This is a genomic window from Streptomyces gamaensis (genome assembly GCF_042656465.1).
In the GTDB taxonomy this organism is placed as follows: Bacteria; Actinomycetota; Actinomycetes; order Streptomycetales; family Streptomycetaceae; genus Streptomyces; species Streptomyces gamaensis.
The window spans coordinates 70,255-88,904 of record NZ_JBHSPB010000006.1; the positions used below are offsets into that span (position 1 = coordinate 70,255).

The following is an 18,650-nucleotide window of genomic DNA, read 5'->3' on the forward strand; positions in this document are numbered from 1 at the left end:
CACCCGACGAAGGAGTCCCCTGTGTTCGACAGCATGCGGCAGCACCTGCGCGAGGAGCTGCGGGAGATCCGTGACGCCGGGCTGTACAAGTCCGAGCGCGTGATCACCAGCCCGCAGTCGGCCGCCATCGGCGTCGCCGACGGGAAGGTCCTCAACTTCTGCGCCAACAACTACCTCGGCCTCGCCGACCACCCCGAGATGATCGCGGCCGCGAAGACGGCACTGGACGACTGGGGCTTCGGCATGGCCTCCGTCCGCTTCATCTGCGGCACCCAGACCCCGCACAAGGAGCTGGAGAGCCGCATCTCCGCCTTCCTCGGCACCGAGGACACCATCCTCTACAGCTCGTGCTTCGACGCCAACGGCGGTGTCTTCGAGACGCTGCTGACGGCCGAGGACGCGGTGATCTCCGACGAGCTCAACCACGCCAGCATCATCGACGGCATCCGCCTGTCGAAGGCCGCCCGCTTCCGCTACCGCAACCGCGACATGGCCGACCTGGAGCGCTGCCTGAAGGAGGCCTCCGGAGCGCGCCACAAGCTGATCGTCACCGACGGCGTGTTCTCCATGGACGGCTACATCGCCCCCCTGGACGAGATCTGCGACCTCGCCGACCGCTACGGCGCCCTGGTCATGGTCGACGACTCCCACGCCGTCGGCTTCGTCGGCGAGGAGGGCCGCGGCACCCCCGAACTCTTCGGTGTCACCGACCGCGTGGACATCATCACGGGCACCCTCGGCAAGGCGCTCGGCGGCGCCAGCGGCGGCTACGTCGCCGCCCGCGCCGAGATCGTCGAGCTGCTGCGCCAGCGCTCCCGCCCGTACCTGTTCTCCAACTCCCTGGCCCCGTCGATCGTCGGCGCCTCCCTGCGGGTGCTGGAGCTGCTGGCCGAGTCCGGCGACCGGCGGGAGCGGCTGCGGGAGAACACCGCGCTGTTCCGCTCGAAGATGACCGACGCGGGCTTCGACATCCTGCCCGGCGAGCACCCGATCGCCCCCGTCATGATCGGTGACGCGGCGCAGGCCTCGCGGATGGCCGACGCCCTGCTGGAGAAGGGCATTTACGTCATCGCCTTCTCCTACCCCGTCGTCCCCAAGGGCAAGGCCCGCATCCGCGTCCAGCTGTCCGCCGCGCACTCCCGCGAGGACGTGCTGCGGACGGTCGAGGCGTTCCGCGAGGTCCGCGACAGCCTCGCGCAGTAGGACTCGCGCAGGGCTCGCGCAGCAAGGCGGACGGGCCCCGGCCCCGGACGGAAGTGAACACTCCCGCCGGGGCCGGAGTTCCCGTAAAAAACCGCCCGATATACCGGTTTGAACGGCTCCATTGTCATTCGTGCCCGCGCTGCGTAGCGTTGAGGACAGGCCGACGCCTCGGCTCGGCCGCCCGCACGTGACGAGGAGGCCGCCGTGGACGGCACTGCCGACTCCCGGATCTACGACTGCGCCGACGTACCGGCGCTCGACTTCGACCCCTTCCTGAGGGAATCCCTCCAGCACGCGCCCGTCTCACGGATCCGCGTCCCGCACGGGCAGGGCGACTGCTGGCTGGTGACCCGGTACCACGACGTCCGGTTCGTCACCTCCGACCCGCGCTTCAGCCGCGACATCCTCGGGAGCGCCGCCCCGAAGATGACCAAGCACACCATCCCCCTGGAGCGGGCCGTCAGTTACGCGGACCCCCCGGAACACGCGCGCGTGCGCGGAGTGGTGGCCCAGGCGTTCGGCCAGCGCGGCATCGACCGGCTGCGCCTGCGGGCCCAACTCCTCCTGGAAGGACTGATGACCGACCTGGAGGCCGCCGGCCCGCCCGCCGACCTGATCGAGCACGTCGTCTCCCCGTTCCCCCTGCAACTGATCGGCGAACTGCTCGGCGTGCCCGCCGCCGACCGGGCCCGCTGGTGCGCCTGGACACAGACCCTCTTCACCCGCGCCCACGACGAGGCGGCGGCCGCCCGCGCCGCACAGATCAAACAGGCCGCCCGCGACTACTTCGGGCAGCTCGCGGCCCGGCGGCGCGCCGAACCCCGCGACGACGTGATGACCGTGCTCGTGACCGCCGTCGACGACGGACGCATCGACGAGGACGAACTCCTCGCCCTGGCCACCCTGTTGCAGCTCAACGGCTGGCACGCCGTACGCAACAACGCCGCCAACATGATGTACGCCCTGCTCACCCACGACGGCCTCGCCGACCGGCTGCGCGCCCGGCCGTCCCTGGTGCCCAGGGCCGTCGAGGAACTCCTGCGCTGGATCCCGCACAAGCACGCCGTGGGCCAGCCCCGGGTGGCCACCGAGGACGTGCGCGTCGGCGACCAGGTGATCCGCGCGGGCGAGTTCGTCTACGTCTCCTACGTCGCCGCCAACCGCGACGGCGAGGTGTACGAGGACCCCGACCGCATCGACTTCGAGCGCCAGGGCCCGCCGCACATCGCCTTCGGCCACGGCCCGCACTACTGCGTGGCCCCCCAGCTCGCCCGCATGGAGGCCGAACTCCTGCTGTCCAACCTCCTCACCCGATTCCCCCGGATGCGCCTCGCGGTCCCCGCGCGGGAGGTCCGCTGGCAGACCGACGTCGTCATCAGGGGGCCGGTCGGGCTGCCGGTCGTCTGGTGAGACGGGACGGGACGGAACGGCCGGGTCAGCGGCCGGCGTGCGGGGACAGCGCCCCGAACCACAGCAGGGCGACCGTGGCGACCCCCATGACGGGCGTGAGGATCTCCGTCTCCAGCCGGTTGCCGCTGTGCTTGATCAGGACCAGCTCGTAGCGCTTCTTGTGCGGCCACAGCCACGGCGCGCCCCGTTTGGTGAGGGAGTCCCCCAGCAGGTGCGCCACACAGCCCAGGCCGACGGCGTACGGCAGCCAGCCGGGCGCCGTCGGGATGAACCGGGCGATGATCGCCGTGCCGAGCCCGGCCATCGCCACGACGGTCCCCCAGGCGTGGAACCCGTGCCCGGGCGGGCAGATACCCAGCGCCCGGACGGCCAGCGCCAGCAGGAAGAACGCCAGGCCCAGGGTGAACGGCCGCCCCAGGTACGTACTGCCCGCCCAGCTGCCGAGCGTCATCAGGGCCACGAACAGCAGCGAGTGCGTGGCATGGCGGTGCCCGCCGGAGACCCACGCCACGAACCGGCACAGCGCCTTGGAGACCGGGCCGAGGAAGTTGGCTATGGTCCCGTCGTGGTGGTCGAGGTCCGGCAGCAGCGCCGCGCCCGCGCACAGCACCGTCCCCATGAGGATCTCCTGCGGCTCCAGGTGCACCCCCAGCACCTGGGGCGGCAGATAGGGCGCCGTACCGGCGAAGAGCAGCGCGCCGCTCACGGCGTGCGAGTGGCCCATCATCGCGTCGTTCCTTCTCCCGTGCCGGCGCCACCGGCAGTGACGCTCCGTCAAGCGCGGGAGAGGCTATCAGCAGACCCCGGAGGGGATCCGGGGCCCTGACGGGGCCGTGCCGTTCAGTCCGATTCCTGCGAGCGGACCGCCTCGATCACCGCGTACGGGGCCTGCAGCGGGGTGACCCGCGCCCGCGTCAGCCCGGCGGCGGCGAACAGCGCGTCGAACTCGGCCAGGGAGCGCTCCCGCCCGCCCGGGAGCAGGACGAGCATCGCGAAGTCCATCAGGGCGGCGGGGTCGCCGGGCCGGATGTCGCCCAGCACCATGTCCACCACGACGACGCGGGCGCCCGGGTTCATCGCCTCACGGGCACGGCGCAGGATCTCCACGCACTGCTCGTCGCTCCAGTCGTGGAGGATGAACTTCAACAGGAAGAGGTCGCCGCCGGGTATGTGGCGGAAGAAGTCGCCCGGGACGGCCTGCAGCCGCTCGGCGAGCCCCTGTTCCTCGGCCCGGGCCCTGGCCCCCTCCATGGAGTGGGGCAGGTCGAGCAGGACGCCCCGCAGATGCGGGTTGGCCCGCAGCAGCGCCCGTACGAACGTGCCGTCGGCGCCGCCGATGTCGACGGCGACCCCGGCGCCGGAGGCGTCGATGTGCGGGACGGCCTGCTCGATGACGGGCCGGGACAGGTCGGCCATCGCCGCGGAGAACAGCGCGCCTTCCTCGGGATGCTCGCGGAACCGCTCGAAGATGGTGCTTCCCAGTACCTCGGCGATCGGCGACGTCCCCTCGCGCACCGCGTCCGTCGCGTGGGTGAGCGCACGCCACTGCCAGTCGGCCGTCACCGTCAGGGCATAGGACTTGAGGCTGTCCGGCGCGTCCCCGCGCAGGACGCGCAGCCGCTCCGTGGCGGCGAACCGGCCGTCGTCGGTGTGCCGTACGAGCCCGAAGGACGCACAAGTCCGCAGGAAGCGGAAGGTGGAGTCGGGGGAGCAGCCGGTGGCCCGCGCCAACTCTTCGTGGCCCAGCGGTTCTTTGTCGAGACGCTCGGCGAGATCGAGGGTGGCGGCGGTGCGCACGAGCTGACTGACCCAGCAGCCGACGATCATGTGGAGGACGGCGTCGTAGGGCTGCTCGGAGCTGTGCGGTGTGTCCGTGGTCATGGGCTGGCCTCCAAAGGGTGGTGGGTGCCGCTTGCCGACAGGGTTCCGCGCGGTGAAGCGGTGGTACCGCTTCACACTCCGGGCGATCATACGGCTCGGTCGGTATGCCAGGGCGTAGCTAATCAGCCGTCAAAGTTCCTTTTTCAAAGGAAATTCGGCCAACCAAGGGGCGGACGGCCCAAGGGGTCGGCTCAAGGGACCAGGAACACCTTCCCCATCGTCCCCCGCGTCTCCAACGCCCGGTGCGCGGCGGCCGCTTCGGCGAGCGGGAAGCTCTGCACGGCGGGGACGAGCCGGCCCGCCGCGGCCTGGGCCAGGGACTCGGTCTCCAGCGTGCGCAGCGGGTTCTCGCCCCCGGCCTTCTGCAGCATCACCGGCCCCAGTACCGTCTGCGAGGTGATGCCGCGCGCCGCGAGCTCCTCCTCGCCGAACGTCAGGGGCGAGCCGTCGTGCAGCCCTTCCCCGGCCCAGCCGAAGACCAGGTGCTTGCCGCCCCGGCCGAGCAGGTCCACGGCCGTGCGCGCCGTGTCGCCGCCCACGGAGTCGAAGACGACCGTCGCCGGGCGTCCCCGTTCGGCCAGGAAGGCACGGACGGGCCCCGCCCAGTCCGGATCGCGGTAGTCGACCGCGAGATCGGCGCCCAGCGACCGTACCCGCGCGACCTTCTCCGGCCCGCCGGCCAGCCCCACCACGGTGGCGCCCACGTTCTTCGCGTACTGCACCAGCAGCGTGCCGATGCCGCCCGCGGCCGCCGGGACGACCGCCACGTCCTTCTCGGTCAGTTCGGCGAACCGCAGGATGCCCAGGGTCGTACGGCCCGTACCGATCATGGCCACGGCCCGGCCCTCGTCCAGCCCCTCCGGGATCTCGTGCAGCCGCTCCACCCCGGTCACGGCCAGCTCCGCGTAGCCGCCGGGCGCGAAGCCGAGGTGGGCCACGACCCGCTTGCCGAGCCAGCCCGGGTCGACGAGCTCGCCGACGGCGTCGACGCGCCCGGCGACCTCGCGCCCCGGGATCGTCGGCAGCTTGACCGGCTCGGGCATCGGCCCCTGGAACCCCTCGCGCAGCGCGGTGTCGAGGAGATGGACCCCGGCCGCCGCCACGGCGATCCGCACCTCGCCCGGGCCCGGCCGGGGGTCCGCGACCTCCTCGTACGTCAGGTTCTCGGCCGGGCCGAAGGTGTGCAGCCGGATCGCGCGCATGGTGGCTCCTCGTCGTGGTCGCGCCGTTCTCTTGCGCCGCCCACTGTTCAACCTCAAGCGGGGTTGAGGTCAACACCGTGCGGCATACTGGGACAAGAGCCGCGAAGCCGCTCTTAGAACCCTCTTAGGGCACATCGCCACGCTGTGGTCATGGCTACAGCACACGACACCCTCTCGGTGGTCGTCGGGGCGGGCGGTACCGGCGGCCACATCTACCCGGGGCTCGCGGTCGCCGACGCGCTGCGCAGAGCCGTCCCGGACGCGGTGATCAGCTTCGTGGGGACCGAACGCGGGCTGGAGACACGGCTGATACCCGAGGCCGGATACCGGCTGCACACCGTCGACATGATCCCCTTCGACCCCATGCTGGGCGCCCGCCGCTACCTGCTGCCCGCCGATCTGGTGCGCTCGGCCGGCCAGGCCCGCAAAGTGATAGAGAAACAGGGCGCACAGGTCGTCATCGGCATGGGCGGCTATCCGAGCGCCCCCGCCGTCCTGGGCGCGCGGCTGGCCGGCCGCCCCGCGCTGGTGCACGAGTCCAACGCCGTCCCGGGCCGCGCGAACCGCTTCGCGACCGCCCTCACCCCGCACGTGGCACTCGCCTTCGACCGCACCCGCGAACACCTCTCGGCCCGCGCCGCCACCCGCGCCCGGACCGTGGGCATGCCCCTGGTCAGCGCGGTGGCGGGCCTGGACCGGACGGCCCGCAGAGCCCTGTGCGCCACCGCCCGGCACGCCTTCGGGGTGCCGGAGACGGCCCGCATGGTGCTGTTCAACGGCGGCAGCCTCGGCGCCACCCGCCTCACCCGGGCGGCACTCGGCCTCGCCCGGCGCTGGCGCGACCGCCCCGACGTCCACCTGGTGATCAAGACCGGCCCGGCCGCCCTGGAGGACGTACGGGCCGCACTGGCCGCCGACGACTGCGAGCGCGTGGCCACCGCCGTCGGCTACCTCGACCGCATGGACCTGGCCTACGCCGCCGCCGACCTCATGGTCTGCCGCGCCGGCTCGTCGACCGTCGCGGAACTGGCGACCCTCGGCATGCCGGCCGTCCTGGTCCCCTACCCCTACGCCCCGCACGACCACCAGACCCACAACGCGCGCGTGCTCGCCGACACCGGCGCCGGACTGCTGCTGCCCGACGACGAGACCGACGGCGACCGGCTCGCCGGCCTCATCGGCCCGCTGCTCGCCGACCCCGACCGCCTGGAGCGGATGGGCGACGCCGCCCGCCCCGGCACCCACGCGACGGCCGCCGACCTCATGGCCGCCTGGGCCCTGCGCCTGGCCGGACGCACCCCGGTCAACCCCCTTCCCGAACAGCCCTGTTGATCCATCTGTTGAGTCACCTGTTGAGCAAGGAGCGATCGCCCATGAACGACAACGCGCAGAACCACGACTCCCGTTGGCAGGACCGCACCGTTCTCGTCACCGGCGCCGAGGGCTTCATCGGCTCGACACTCGTCGACCTGCTCGTCGCACGCGGCGCCCGGGTCCGCGTCCTGGCGCACTACAAGCCCTACGCCGAACGCGGCCACCTCGCCCACCACTTCGGCCCGGACTCGCCGGTGGAGATCCTCGCCGGCGACGTCCGCGACGCGGGCCGGGTCATGGACGCCGTCGACGGCTGCGACACCGTCTTCCACCTCGCGGCCCTCATCGGCATCCCCTACAGCTACGCGGCCCCCGAGGCGTATGTGCAGACCAACGTCGCCGGCACCGAGAACGTCGCCGCCGCCTGCCGCCGCCACGGAGTACGCCGCATGCTGCACACCTCCACCAGCGAGGTCTACGGCACCGCCCGCACCGTCCCGATCCGCGAGGACCACCCGCTGCAGCCCCAGTCCCCCTACTCCGCCTCGAAGATCGGCGCGGACATGCTGGCCCTGTCCTACGCGCACTCCTTCGACCTGCCCGTCACGGTCGTCCGCCCCTTCAACACCTACGGCCCCCGCCAGTCCGCCCGCGCCGTGATCCCCACGATCCTCGCCCAACTGCACTCCGGCGCCCAGGAGATCAGGCTCGGCTCGACCACGCCCACCCGCGACTTCACCTACGTCACCGACACCGCCGAGGGCTTCCTCGCCCTCGCCGACTGCGAGCGGGCCGTCGGCCACACCGTCAACCTCGGCACCGGCCGCGAGATCTCCATCGGCGACCTCGCCGCCTCCCTCATCCGCGCCTCCGGCCGCGACGCGAAGGTCGTCGTCGACCCGGCCCGGCTGCGCCCCTCCGGCAGCGAGGTCGAACGCCTGCTGTCGGACAACTCCCGGGCCCGCGAGTGGGCCGGCTGGCAGCCCCGCGTCACCCTGGAGGAAGGACTCGCCCGCACCTCGGACTGGGTCCGCGACCACCTGCACCTCTTCGCCCCCGACCGCTACCAGGTCTGACAGCAGGTCCGATACCGGGTCAGGGCGGGGCTGGGCCGCCCGGGCGACGCCGCCCCGTCCCGCGAGCACGGCGCGCGGCACCCGGGAACACAGAGGTCCATGAACCGGACGACCGCCCGCTACCTGGAACTGTGCCGCACCGACGGGGGCGCGCTGAGCACGGCGGTGACCGGGGCCGAGCTGCCGGGCCCCCTGCGCGGGGCCCGGCTGCTGGCCCGCCCCCTGTTCGTCGAGGAACCCGTCCTGCGGGCGGCCGCGGACGACCTGCTCGCCCTCTTCGACGTCCTGACCTCGCTGCCGGACCGGCTCTTCGACGGCGACCTCGACGCCTACTGGGCGGCACTCGGCGGCGAACCGCGGCTCGCCCCCCTGCTGCGGCGGTACGCGCCGGGGAAACCCGCGGCCCGCTTCGGCCGCGCCGACCTCTCCTGCGGCGAGGACGGCTTCGCCCTGCTGGAGTTCAACATCGCCGGGGGAGTCGGCGGCATCGAACTGGGCGAACTCCCGGGCGCACTGCTCGCCGAGGAGCCCTTCGCCCGCTTCGCCGCACAGCACGGGCTCGGCCACGTCCGCACCGGCGCACGGGTCGCCGCCACCCTGCGCGCCGTCGCACCGCGCCCGGACCCCGTCGTGGCCCTCGTCCTCGCCCCCGGAGCCTTGGACCACTACCGGCCCCTGCTGGCCCCCACCGTCGAGGTACTCCACGGCCAGGGACTTCAGACCGTCCTCGGCGAACTGGGCGAAGTACGGGAGAAGAACGGGAAGTTGTACATCGGCCGGCACCGGGCCGACGTGCTGCTGCGGCACTTCTCCGTCGACGACACCATCGGATACGAGGAGTGCGCGGACGCCGTCACCCGCGCCCACCGCTCCGGCGACGCCACCCTGTGGACGCCGCTGGACAGCACCCTGTACGCCAACAAAGGCGCGCTGGCCCTGCTGTCGGACCCGCGCTGCGACCCCGTACTGTCCGCGTCCGAACGCCGGCTGACCGACCGGATCCTGCCCTGGACCAGACTGCTCACCCCCGAACTCGCCGAGCAGTGCCGGACCGGACGCGAACACCTCGTCCTCAAACCCTGCCGCGGCTTCGCGGGCGCCGGCATCGTCGCCGGATGGAACAGCACCGACCGGGAATGGGCCGACGCCCTGCGCCGCTGCGCCGACGGCGCACACGTCGTCCAGCGCCGGATCGCCCCGCTACCGGAACCCGTGGTCGACCCGCGGACCGGAACCACCGAGGACTGGCTGCCCGTCTGGGGCCTGTACGTCACCCCGGACGGGTACGGCGGCAACGCCGTCCGCGCCCAGCCCGCCACGGGCACCGGCGTCATCGGCTACAGCACGAGCACCGCCACCCGCGCCACCGTCGCCTTCAGCTGCCGCCCCGACGCTCAGCCAGCACCGGCGGACCCCGGCGCCGTGGACCCGTGAAGCAGACTGGGCTGCCCCTGCCAGTACGGCGCGCGCAGCGCGGACTTGTCGACCTTCCCGACGGGCGTGAGCGGCAGCGCGTCGACGAACTCGAAGCTCGCGGGCAGATACACCGGACGCTCCAGCTCCTCCAGCACGTACTTGCGCAGCTCCTCCGGATCGACCCGCACCCCGGGATCGGTCACCACGACCGCGTGCACGGCCTGCCCGTACATCGCGTGCGGGACGGGGATCACCGCCGCGGCCCGCACCGCGGGATGCCGGGCCAGAGCGTTCTCCACCAGCGGCGAGTAGATCGTGGAGCCCGCCTCCCCCGTGATGATCACGTCGTTGCGGCGGTCCATCAGATAGAAGTAGCCCTCCTCGTCCCGGTACCCCAGATCACCGGTGCGCAGCCAGCCACCGGGATGGAAAGCGGCGGCCGTGGCCTCCGGCCGGCCGAGATAGCCCTCCATGACGCGGGGCCCCCGGGCACAGATCTCCCCGACCTCCCCGTCCGGCACGGCCGCCCCCCGCTCGTCGCGGACACTGGCCTCCATGTCCGGGAAGGGCCGCCCCACCGAGCGCAGCAGCCGGCCGCCGTCGACGAGGTGGTCCGGGGAGTCCAGGGCCGTGATGCCGAACGCCTCCGTCATCCCGTACAGCTGCCACAGCACCGGCCCGAACCGGTCCAGGGCCTGCCGCGCCCGGTCCGGGGTGATCGGGGTCGCCCCGTACATGATCCGGCGCAGCCCCGAGCAGTCCACGTCCGCCAGCGCCGGATGGTCCAGCAGCCGGTACAGCGTCGGCGGCATCAGCATCATCGCCGTGATCCGCTCGCTCGCCAGCGCCTCGGTCACGGCCTCGGGCGAGAACCGGTCCAGCAGCACGACCGTGCTGCCCCGGGCCAGGCTCGTCAGCGCGTACAGCCCGCCCACGTGCGCGATCTGACTGGTCACCAGCAGCCGCACCGGCTCGGCGATGAACGGGTGCTCCAGGATCGTCCGGTACAGCCGGTGCCGGTGCAGCACGGCCTTCGTCAGCCCCGTGGTGCCCCCCGAACACAGCACCGTCTCCACCTGACCGGCCGTCGCCCACCCCCCGCCCGCGACCGGATCCACCTGCCGCGCTGCGGCCAGCAGATCCCGCCCCGGCCCCCCGGGCCCCAGCGACCACAGCCGCGCCCCCGAGAACGCGGACGTCACCGCCTCCGCGCACGGCTGCGAGATCCGGTCGTCCACGATCAGCGCGTCGGCGGGCGCGTGGTGCGCGACGCTCGCGTACTCGGCGGGCCCCCGGTCCGCCGGCATCGGCAGGAACCGGGCCCCCACCAGGTGCGCGGCGAACGGCACGCACACCGCCTCGGCACGGTTGCCGCTCGCCAGCGCCACGGTGGACCCGGGCCCCAGACCGTGGTCCCGCAGCACCGTGGCGATGCGCCGGACCGTCTGCGCCAACTCCGCGTAGGTGATGCGGCGGTCCCCGTGGACGACGGCCTCCCGGGCGCCGTGGCGGGGGAACTCCTCGTCCACCAGCCGGGCGGCGTAACTGCGCCCGGACGCTTCGCTCCCGGTGCTTTCGGTACGTTCGGTGGTCATGAACCGGCCTTTTTCTCCGAGTGATCCCAGGTGATTCCGGATCGACGTGACTCCGGATCGACGCCCACACGTGACGCCGTCTCACATATGACCCGGAGGCAGGGCGAATTCCGTGCTTGAGGGGCAGGGTCACTCAGGCGGGTGAGACAGGGGCCGGGTCATGATGGCGGGGTGGACGACGAGAGACCACCGGCCGGGGACCGCGTCGCGGTACGGACCCGCCCGTACCGACACCGCCGCCGGCGCCCGCTCCCGGCCGCCGTGCTCGCCGCGCTCCTCGCCCTGACGACCACCCACGCGCACGCCGCGCAGACCTGGACGACCGCGCCCGCCCTGCCCACGGCCCGCTTCGGCATGACAGCGGTCACCGCGCCCTGCCCGACGGCCGCCCGACAGCTGAAAGGCACGTGCGTGTACGTCGCCGGCGGCTTCGACGGCAGGGCGGCCCTGCGTACGACGCAGGCGTACAGCCCGGCGACGGGCGTCTGGGCGACGCTCCCGGACATGCCCACGGCCCGCTCCTCGCTGACGGGCGCCGCCGCACCGTGCCCCCAGGGCGTCGAGCGGCTCAAAGGCGAGTGCGTGTACGCCATCGGCGGCAACGGCGGCAGCGGGGTACTGAGCGCGGTGGAGGCCTACAGCCCGGCGACCGGCGTGTGGGCGGCGCTGCCCGGACTGCCCACGGCCCGCGAGGCCCTGGCGGGCGCCGCCGCCCCGTGCCCCGTCGGCGCCGCGCGGACGCAGGGCGTGTGTGTGTACGCCATGGGCGGCTTCCGTGACGGCGCGGGCCGCGACACGGTCGAGGCCTACAGCCCGCGCACGGGCGCCTGGACGGCGCTGCCCGCCCTGCCCACCGCGCGGTTCGCGCCGGCGGGGGCCGCCGCACCGTGCCCCGACGCCGAGGAGCACACCTGCGTGTACGTCATCGGCGGCCGTGACAGCGGCGGATTCCAGAACCGGGTGGAGACCTTCCGGCCCGCCACGGGCACGTGGGCGACCGCGCCCGCCCTGCCCACGGCCCGCGATGCCATGGCGGTCGCCGTCGCCCCCTGCCCGCCGACCGCCGGCGCGCGCCGACCGGGGTGCGTGTACACGGCGGGCGGCTTCCGGGGTACCGACGGGCTGCGCACGGCGGAGGTGTTCGGGCTGGTGAGGGGCGGGTGGGCGGCCCTGCCCGCGCTGCCGACGGGGCGCTACGAACTCGCCGGGACGGGGGCGCCGTGCCCGGGGGCGGTCGAGCGCACCTGCGTGTACGCGATCGGCGGCCACGACGGCGGCGGTCTGCTGAGCGTGGTCGAAGTCCTCGGCGCGGGACGGCAGTCGGGGGTCACCGGCAGCCGTCGCGGGGGGTGATGCCGGGAAGGATGTCCTTCCACTGACGGTCCGGCACCGGGTTCCGGCGCACCGAGCACAGGGTGCGGCCGAGGCGGCCGAAATCGGTGCTCACGACGAGGGTGCGGACCCCGAAGGGCTTGAGAGGACCGGCCGCGTCGGTGTCCACGACGAGATCCCCCGCCTCGGAGAGGGCCTGGATCTTCCCGCCCCACGTCGCATCGGACAGCGCGAGCAGGGCGTCGTCACCACCCGGCCGGGCCCCGTCCGGGTCGGAGACGTGCCACAGCCCGAAGGCACCGTCGTAGTTCGAGGCCACCACCAGCCGGCGGTCCCGGGAGGCCAGGACGTTCCTCAGGCGGGGAGCGGGCCCCGGAAGGGCGATGCCGTGCTGCGGCTTGCGCAGGTCCCACAAGGTCGGCCCGCTCTCCTCGGAGGCGGTCACCAGCGCGTGGTCGGAGACGAGTTGCAGCCCCGTCGGGTCCAGCCGGCCGCTGGTGGCCGACAGGTGGGGCGTACCGTCGTCGTCCAGCGTCCACAGGCGTACGGCCGGCAGCCGGCGAGGGTCCGTCTTCTTGGTGAGCAGGGCGTAGCGGGTTCCTTCGCCGAGCGTCGCCACCGGTGTTTCCCGCACCGTGCCCGCGAGGCGGGGGTGCCGGGCGTCGCGGACGTCCCACAGCTCGGTCCGCGCCGGCAGCATGACGGCCAGTACGCCCGGCGGCCCGGTGAAGGCGGGCAGGGTCCGCGTCCCGTCCGTGCTTTTGGGCCACGGCAGTTGTCCGAGCCGCCGCGGACGGTTCCGGTCGCGGATGTCCCACAGCCCGATGGCCTCCTCGGAGGCGCCGCGCAGCGCGAGCAGGGTCCCGGCGTCGTTCACGCTCAAGGCCACCGGATTCTCGTCCTGGACCGCGCCGGGAGGCAGGACGAACTCGTGGGCCGGGCGCAGGCGGTCACCCTCGACGGACCACAGTCCCAGCCGGGTGTGGTGCTCGTCCTCGCTGATCAGCAGCCCTTCCGCGAAGAACATGGCCCTGGCCCACATCCGGGGCAGTTCGGCGATCCGCCGCGCGGGCTGTCCCTCCGCGCCGGCCTCCCAGACCCGGACGGGCGACTTGTCGGAGCCGATGCCACCGGTCGCGACATAGCGGCCGGACGGGTCGACCGCGTGGCCCGGGGCGTCCCCGCTGTGCTGCTCGACCCGTCCCGGCAGGGAACGTGCCGGGGGCTCGCGCACCACGATGCGCCCGGTGTCGTCCCCGGCCACCACGCCACGGCCGCCGGGCAGATAGGCGACGCACCACACCTTCTCGCCGATCGGCAGCCGGTCCGCCCAGCCGGGGCTGTCGTCCTTGTCGAAGTCGTAGAGGTGGACGGCCTGTCCGTCGTCGGCACCCGCCATCGCACCGGCACCGTCCGGGCGGAAGGCCACCGAGGTGTACCGGGGCCTGATGGAGGCCGAGATACCGTCCTTCAGACCGCGCGGGTGCGCGGGGTCGGTGACGTCCCACGCCTTCAGATGGTCGACTCCTCCTCCGAGGAGAACGTGTCCGTCGGGCCGGAAGGCCAGGGACGACAGCGGAACGTCCGTCACCGTCGCGAGGGGCTTGAGGCCGGGGCCCCGGCCCGCTTCCCACAGCCGGAGGGTCCCGTCGTCGACGGCCGTGGCCAGCACCCTCCCGTCCGGGCTGTAGACAGCGGAGTGGACCGCGTGGTCATCGGCGACGCGGGTCTCGGCGGACACCGGGTGGGCGGGATCGCTCAGGTCCCACAGCCGCAGCCGCCCGTGGCCGGACGGCACCACGAGGGTCCGGCCGTCCGGACTGAACGCGGCGCCCGACAGGCCGTTGCGCTCGGCCGTGACCCGCGCGACCTCCCGGGGCCGGAGGGGATCGGCGGTGTCCCACACGAACAGTCCGTCCTGGGTGACGCCCGTCAGGTAGCGGCCGTCGGGCCGCCAGGCAATGGCTGTGACGGCCCCGGTCCGCAGCACGGGGCCCGGCGCCGGGTGATAGGGGTCGCCGAGGTTCCACAGCCGTACCGTGCCGTCCGGCGACGAACTCGCCAGCACCTTCCCGGACTTGTCGAAGGCCAGGTTCACCACCCGGGCGGTGTGCCCGGCCAGGGTGATGGACACGGGCGCCGTCGCGCTGCGCAGCAGACTCGTCCGTGCCTCCACCGTGTGCGCGGTCCGGTACGCCGCGAGGCTCAGGTCGAGGGCAGCGGCCGGATCCTGCGAGCGCATGGCCTCCGCCTGCGCCGCGATCCGCTTGGAGTCCAGTTCCGCCGCCCGCTGCCGCGACCGGTCGCGCTCGATCGCCGCGACCGTGCCCACGCCCGTGAGCAGCAGCGCGAGTACGGCCGCGACGCCGGCGAGGACCCGGCGCCGGATCCGGGTGCGCCGTGCGGCCCGTACCCCGGCCTCGGCGAAGGCCCGTTCCGTGGCCGTCAGCGCGATACCCGGGCCGGCGCCGGCCCCGGGGGCGAGCCAGGGGCGGACGCGTTCCAGACGGCTGCCGGTGTAGAGCCAGCCGGGGTCCCGGCCGTGGGTGTCCCAGGCCGTCGCGGCCTCGGACAGCTCCTGGTGGGCGAGGAGTTCGGCGCGCGCCTCCCGGATCCACGAGCGCAGCCGGGGCCAGGCGCGCAGCAGCGCCTCGTGGGCGATCTGGGCGACATCCCGGTCGATGGTGACCAGGCGGGCGGCGGCCAGGCGCTCGCACACCTCCGTCACAGTGCGCCGCTCCCGCTCCGGGCGGCCGGCGAGCAGCTCGGGCAGACCGACGCGGCGGCGTACGGCCTCCGCGCCCGCCGTCAACTGCACCATGCGCAGCAGGAGTTCCCGCAGAGCGGCGCGGGCGGGTGCGTCCAGCTCCTGGTAGAGGGCCTCGCCGGTCGTGGCGACGGACTGCCGGAGCCCTCCGGTCGCCTGGTAGCCGGCCAGCGTCAGCGTGCAGCCGGAACGCCGCAGCCAGGTCTCGCGGAGGGCGTGCGCGAGGAACGGCAGGGCACTGGCCTCCGGTTCCTCCTCCGGGCCGGAATCCTGCCGCACGTCGGCCAGGAGCCGGTCGGTCAGACCGTCCTCCAGCGTGAGCCCGACGCGCAGCGCGGGCCGTTCGACGGCGGACCGCAGCCCCCTCCCGCCCATGGGCGGGACGGTGAACTGCCCGTGCTCCAGGGCCTGTACGAGCTCGGGCTGGGCCAGGCAGTCGCCGTAGTGGTCGGCGCGCAGCGCGAGAACGGTCCGGGGGCGTACGGCCGTACCGTCGTCCGGCGCGCACAGCAGACGGACGAACCGTGCGCGCTCCTCCGGGTCCGCGCACCGGGTGAAGACCTCCTCGAACTGGTCCACCACCAGCAGCCGGCAGGGCTCGAAGCCGGGCCGGGGAGCGGGCAGCCGCTCCCCGGCGGCCAGGGCACGGTGCACCTCGTCCGCCGTGCGGCCGGTGGCCCGGGCCCAGCGTTCGGCGAGCGCGCGCAGCGGATGGGGTCCGGGAGCGGGCAGCAGCACGGCGGGCCACGGGGTGCCCGGCCGGCCGGACCCGCGCCGACGGTCCAGACCTGCCAGCACTCCGGCGCGCAGCAGCGAGGACTTGCCCGCTCCGGAGGCGCCGACGAGCACCAGCGGACCGTGGTCGTCGCCGCACACGGCGTCCAGTAATCGCTCGGTGAGCTTCTCGCGGCCGAAGAAGTGCGCGTGGTCCTCGGTCCGGAACGGCTCCATGCCGGGGTACGGGCAGGGGACGTCGGCCGGCGGCAGGGCGGTGGGAGCGCGCTGCGGCCGGTAGGCGCGGTTCGGCGCGACGATCAGGGTGCCGAGGGTGCCCGCGCTCTGCCGGTGGGGGCGCACGGGCCCGTCCCTGAAGGACCGGTCGAGGAACGCGTGGACGCCGTCCATCGTCAGCAGCGGCGGTCCCGACGGATCGCCTTCCCGGAGCAGGCGCAGCAGCCGGCCGCCGAAGAGCGTGTGCCGTTCGCCTTCGGGCGCGTAGGACACGGCGAAACCGGAGGCGGAGGTGAGCAGGAAACTGCCGTCCGGCAGGGCCGAGTCGAAGACGCCGCGCGGCCCGTGCGGGCCCGGTGCCGCGGCGCGCCCGGAGAAACAGCAGTCGAGGATCACCACGCTGCCGCCGACGGCCCGGCCGAGGAAGCCCTTGACGACGTGGTAGGGCACGCCGTGGGAGACCCGGTCCTCGGCCATGACGGCGTGGGTGGCGAGATAGAGCTCGTCGTCGGGCCCCAGCAGGCCGTGGCCCGTGTAGCAGAACAGGACCGTGCCCGTGGCCTCGGCGACGGCCTGCTCGACGGCGGCCTGCACGTCGGGGGCGGTGGCGTCGGCGGGCACCCGGTGGATGTGCTCCTCCGGCATTCCGCACACCTCGCGCAGGGCGCGGTGCAGGTCGTCGAGCGTCGTGTCGACACCGGGCAGGCCGGGCAGGGCGGAGCCGGGGGCGTGCCGGCCCGTGCCGACGAGGACGGCCCGGGTGCCGGGCGCCGCCAGGCCGGTCGCGCCGGCCTCCCCGTCGCTGTCGGCCCGCTCCGTCCGCTGGCTCTCGTCGGTTCCGTCCGCCCGCGGGTAAGGGCCGGTCACGACCGTGCGGGGCCGGAGGGTGTCGCGCCGTCCAGGGTGGCGGCCAGCTGCCGGGTCAGCTCGGCCACTTGCCGGGCGTCGAGACCGCCGACCTGGGTGGTCGTGACCGTGAACCCGGAGCCGTCGGGCCGGGTGACCGTCACCGTCTGGGTGCCGCGGCGTGCGCGTATCCAGGCGACCACGGCCCCGGCGAACGCCGCGGCCACGCCCCCGGGTTCGAGCACCGCCAGCAACGCGTCCCCGGACGCCCCCATGGTCCCGGGTGTCGTCACGCGCGTCTGCCTGCTGACTCTGCCCCGCAGTTCGTGATGCTCGCCGAGCCAGCGCCTCAAGTCGTCGGTCCCGCCGCGCCCGTTGGGGCTCTCCACGGTGATGGTGAGATGCATGGTGCGAGCGTAGTGAAGATGTGGGGCGTGCGGGAGCGCCTTACGGTGGGTGATGTGCCCATGAACGCCGAGAACCCCGGACCCCGCGCCTCCGCCACCCCCGCGGACCGGCGGACGGCCGCCCGGTTCCGGGCCGTGCTGGAGGCCGAGCGGCGCAGCGCGGCCCTGTACCGGGGGCTGGCCGCCGGCGCCACGGGGGAGCGGCAGCGGGTCTTCCTGGAGCTGTCCGCCGTCGAGGAGCGGCACGCCCGGCACTGGGCGGACAAGCTCACCGCCCTCGGCGAGGACGTCCCCGAGCCGGGGAGCCCCGGGCTCCGGGCCCGGGTGCTGTGCTGGCTGGCACGCCGGTTCTCCGTGGACGCGGTGCTGCCGATGGTGGAGCGCGCCGAGCACGCCGACGCCGGCATGTACGAGGACGACCCGGACGCCGCGCCGGGCATGGCCGTCGACGAACGCTCGCACGCCCGCGTCCTGACCCGGCTGCGCGGGCAGACGGCCGCCGGGCCCGACGAGGGCGGGCGGGGCATCGCCCGCCGCGAACGCCGGCACCGCGGCGACCGCTCCGGCGCCCTGCGGGCCGCCGTCTTCGGCGTCAACGACGGCCTGGTCTCCAACTCCGCGCTCGTCATGGGATTCGCCGGATCCGGGGCCGCCGCCACCACCATCCTGTTCGCCGGAGTGGCCGGACTGCTGGCCGGAGCGTTCTCGATGGCCGCCGGCGAGTACATCTCCATGCGCAGCCAACGCGAGGCCTACGAGCGGGAGATCGCGCTGGAGGCCGACGAACTGCGGGAGGACCCCGAGGCGGAGGCCGAGGAACTCGCCCTGATCTACCGGGCGAAGGGCCTGGACCGCACCGAGGCGGAACGCGTCGCGAGGACCATCATGAAGGACGACCGCGCGGCCCTGGACACCATGGCCCGCGAGGAACTCGGGCTCGACCCGGGCGAACTCGGCTCGCCGTGGTCGGCGGCCGTCTCCAGCCTCTTCGCCTTCGCGGCCGGCGCCGTGGTCGTCGTCCTGCCCTACCTGTTCGGCTCCGGCACGGCGGCCCTCGTCACCGCCGTCGCCCTGGCCGCCGCCGCGCTGTTCACCGTCGGCGCCGTCCTCGGCCTGCTCAACGGCCGCTCGCCGCTGCGCTCCGGCGCCCGCCAGTTCCTGGTCGGCGCGGGCGCCGCGGCCGCCGTCTTCGGGATCGGGCACGCGATCGGGACCGGGGCGGCGTGAGCCGGTGACCGGCCGACCGTACG

13 protein-coding genes are annotated in these 18,650 nt (G+C 74.0%); 7 read left to right on the top strand and 6 right to left on the bottom strand.

Going from position 1 to position 18,650, the window contains the following annotated elements; all coding sequences use genetic code 11:
• Window positions 1-21: 21 nt before the first annotated feature.
• Both ACFP1Z_RS11550 and ACFP1Z_RS11555 read left to right on the top strand, forming a co-directional pair.
• Entirely contained in the window at window positions 22-1,203 is a 1,182-nt protein-coding gene (locus ACFP1Z_RS11550; protein WP_390315983.1) for a glycine C-acetyltransferase, read from the top strand.
• Window positions 1,204-1,407: 204 nt separating this feature from the next.
• On the top strand, window positions 1,408-2,613 hold the full coding sequence (locus ACFP1Z_RS11555; RefSeq protein WP_390315984.1) for a cytochrome P450: 1,206 nt from the start codon (window positions 1,408-1,410) through the stop codon (window positions 2,611-2,613).
• Window positions 2,614-2,638: 25 nt separating this feature from the next.
• Here ACFP1Z_RS11555 and ACFP1Z_RS11560 read toward each other — a convergent pair whose 3' ends face one another.
• The 3 genes from ACFP1Z_RS11560 to ACFP1Z_RS11570 all read right to left on the bottom strand — a co-directional run bounded on the left by ACFP1Z_RS11560 (window position 2,639) and on the right by ACFP1Z_RS11570 (window position 5,696).
• Window positions 2,639-3,340: a metal-dependent hydrolase gene (locus tag ACFP1Z_RS11560; RefSeq protein WP_390315985.1), complete on the bottom strand. Its 702-nt coding sequence runs from the start codon at window positions 3,338-3,340 to the stop codon at window positions 2,639-2,641.
• Window positions 3,341-3,453: 113 nt separating this feature from the next.
• Window positions 3,454-4,494 carry a methyltransferase gene (locus tag ACFP1Z_RS11565; protein WP_390315986.1) on the bottom strand — a complete coding sequence of 347 codons (1,041 nt, stop codon included), beginning with the start codon at window positions 4,492-4,494 and terminating at the stop codon, window positions 3,454-3,456.
• Window positions 4,495-4,685: 191 nt separating this feature from the next.
• Entirely contained in the window at window positions 4,686-5,696 is a 1,011-nt protein-coding gene (locus tag ACFP1Z_RS11570; protein ID WP_390315987.1) for a zinc-binding dehydrogenase, read from the bottom strand.
• Between the two features lie 150 nt (window positions 5,697-5,846).
• On the opposite strand from ACFP1Z_RS11570, the gene ACFP1Z_RS11575 reads away from it, so the two are divergent.
• The 3 genes from ACFP1Z_RS11575 to ACFP1Z_RS11585 all read left to right on the top strand — a co-directional run bounded on the left by ACFP1Z_RS11575 (window position 5,847) and on the right by ACFP1Z_RS11585 (window position 9,520).
• Window positions 5,847-7,028, top strand: a complete 1,182-nt coding sequence (locus ACFP1Z_RS11575) for a UDP-N-acetylglucosamine--N-acetylmuramyl-(pentapeptide) pyrophosphoryl-undecaprenol N-acetylglucosamine transferase (RefSeq protein WP_390315988.1) — start codon at window positions 5,847-5,849, stop codon at window positions 7,026-7,028.
• Window positions 7,029-7,069: 41 nt separating this feature from the next.
• On the top strand, window positions 7,070-8,086 hold the full coding sequence (locus ACFP1Z_RS11580; RefSeq protein WP_390315990.1) for an SDR family NAD(P)-dependent oxidoreductase: 1,017 nt from the start codon (window positions 7,070-7,072) through the stop codon (window positions 8,084-8,086).
• 99 nt (window positions 8,087-8,185) lie between these two features.
• Window positions 8,186-9,520, top strand: a complete 1,335-nt coding sequence (locus tag ACFP1Z_RS11585) for a hypothetical protein (protein ID WP_390315991.1) — start codon at window positions 8,186-8,188, stop codon at window positions 9,518-9,520.
• Here the strand turns inward: ACFP1Z_RS11585 and ACFP1Z_RS11590 are convergent.
• Window positions 9,481-11,097 carry an AMP-binding protein gene (locus tag ACFP1Z_RS11590; RefSeq protein WP_390315992.1) on the bottom strand — a complete coding sequence of 539 codons (1,617 nt, stop codon included), beginning with the start codon at window positions 11,095-11,097 and terminating at the stop codon, window positions 9,481-9,483. The two genes, ACFP1Z_RS11585 and ACFP1Z_RS11590, sit on opposite strands and share 40 nt — an antisense overlap.
• 171 nt (window positions 11,098-11,268) lie before the next feature.
• Between ACFP1Z_RS11590 and ACFP1Z_RS11595 the strand changes: the two genes are divergently transcribed.
• Window positions 11,269-12,450: a Kelch repeat-containing protein gene (locus tag ACFP1Z_RS11595; protein WP_390315993.1), complete on the top strand. Its 1,182-nt coding sequence runs from the start codon at window positions 11,269-11,271 to the stop codon at window positions 12,448-12,450.
• Here ACFP1Z_RS11595 and ACFP1Z_RS11600 read toward each other — a convergent pair.
• Entirely contained in the window at window positions 12,425-17,014 is a 4,590-nt protein-coding gene (locus tag ACFP1Z_RS11600) for a caspase, EACC1-associated type (protein ID WP_390315994.1), read from the bottom strand. The genes ACFP1Z_RS11595 and ACFP1Z_RS11600 overlap by 26 nt on opposite strands.
• Window positions 17,011-17,400, bottom strand: coding sequence for an effector-associated constant component EACC1 (locus ACFP1Z_RS11605; RefSeq protein WP_390315995.1), 390 nt, complete (start codon window positions 17,398-17,400; stop codon window positions 17,011-17,013). The genes ACFP1Z_RS11600 and ACFP1Z_RS11605 overlap by 4 nt, the downstream gene beginning before the upstream one ends.
• Window positions 17,401-17,460: 60 nt before the next feature.
• Here ACFP1Z_RS11605 and ACFP1Z_RS11610 point away from each other — a divergent pair, with 60 nt between their 5' ends.
• On the top strand, window positions 17,461-18,627 hold the full coding sequence (locus tag ACFP1Z_RS11610) for a VIT1/CCC1 transporter family protein (protein ID WP_390316297.1): 1,167 nt from the start codon (window positions 17,461-17,463) through the stop codon (window positions 18,625-18,627).
• The last annotated feature ends 23 nt before the right edge of the window (window positions 18,628-18,650 follow it).

Coding starts and splice junctions, on each gene's coding strand:
- ACFP1Z_RS11610 (WP_390316297.1), top strand. CDS start 17,461: ATGAACGCCGAGAACCCCGGACCCCGCGCCTCCGCCACCCCCGCGGAC.
- ACFP1Z_RS11565 (WP_390315986.1), bottom strand. CDS start 4,494: ATGACCACGGACACACCGCACAGCTCCGAGCAGCCCTACGACGCCGTC.
- ACFP1Z_RS11560 (WP_390315985.1), bottom strand. CDS start 3,340: ATGATGGGCCACTCGCACGCCGTGAGCGGCGCGCTGCTCTTCGCCGGT.
- ACFP1Z_RS11575 (WP_390315988.1), top strand. CDS start 5,847: ATGGCTACAGCACACGACACCCTCTCGGTGGTCGTCGGGGCGGGCGGT.
- ACFP1Z_RS11590 (WP_390315992.1), bottom strand. CDS start 11,097: ATGACCACCGAACGTACCGAAAGCACCGGGAGCGAAGCGTCCGGGCGC.
- ACFP1Z_RS11605 (WP_390315995.1), bottom strand. CDS start 17,400: ATGCATCTCACCATCACCGTGGAGAGCCCCAACGGGCGCGGCGGGACC.
- ACFP1Z_RS11570 (WP_390315987.1), bottom strand. CDS start 5,696: ATGCGCGCGATCCGGCTGCACACCTTCGGCCCGGCCGAGAACCTGACG.
- ACFP1Z_RS11585 (WP_390315991.1), top strand. CDS start 8,186: ATGAACCGGACGACCGCCCGCTACCTGGAACTGTGCCGCACCGACGGG.
- ACFP1Z_RS11580 (WP_390315990.1), top strand. CDS start 7,070: ATGAACGACAACGCGCAGAACCACGACTCCCGTTGGCAGGACCGCACC.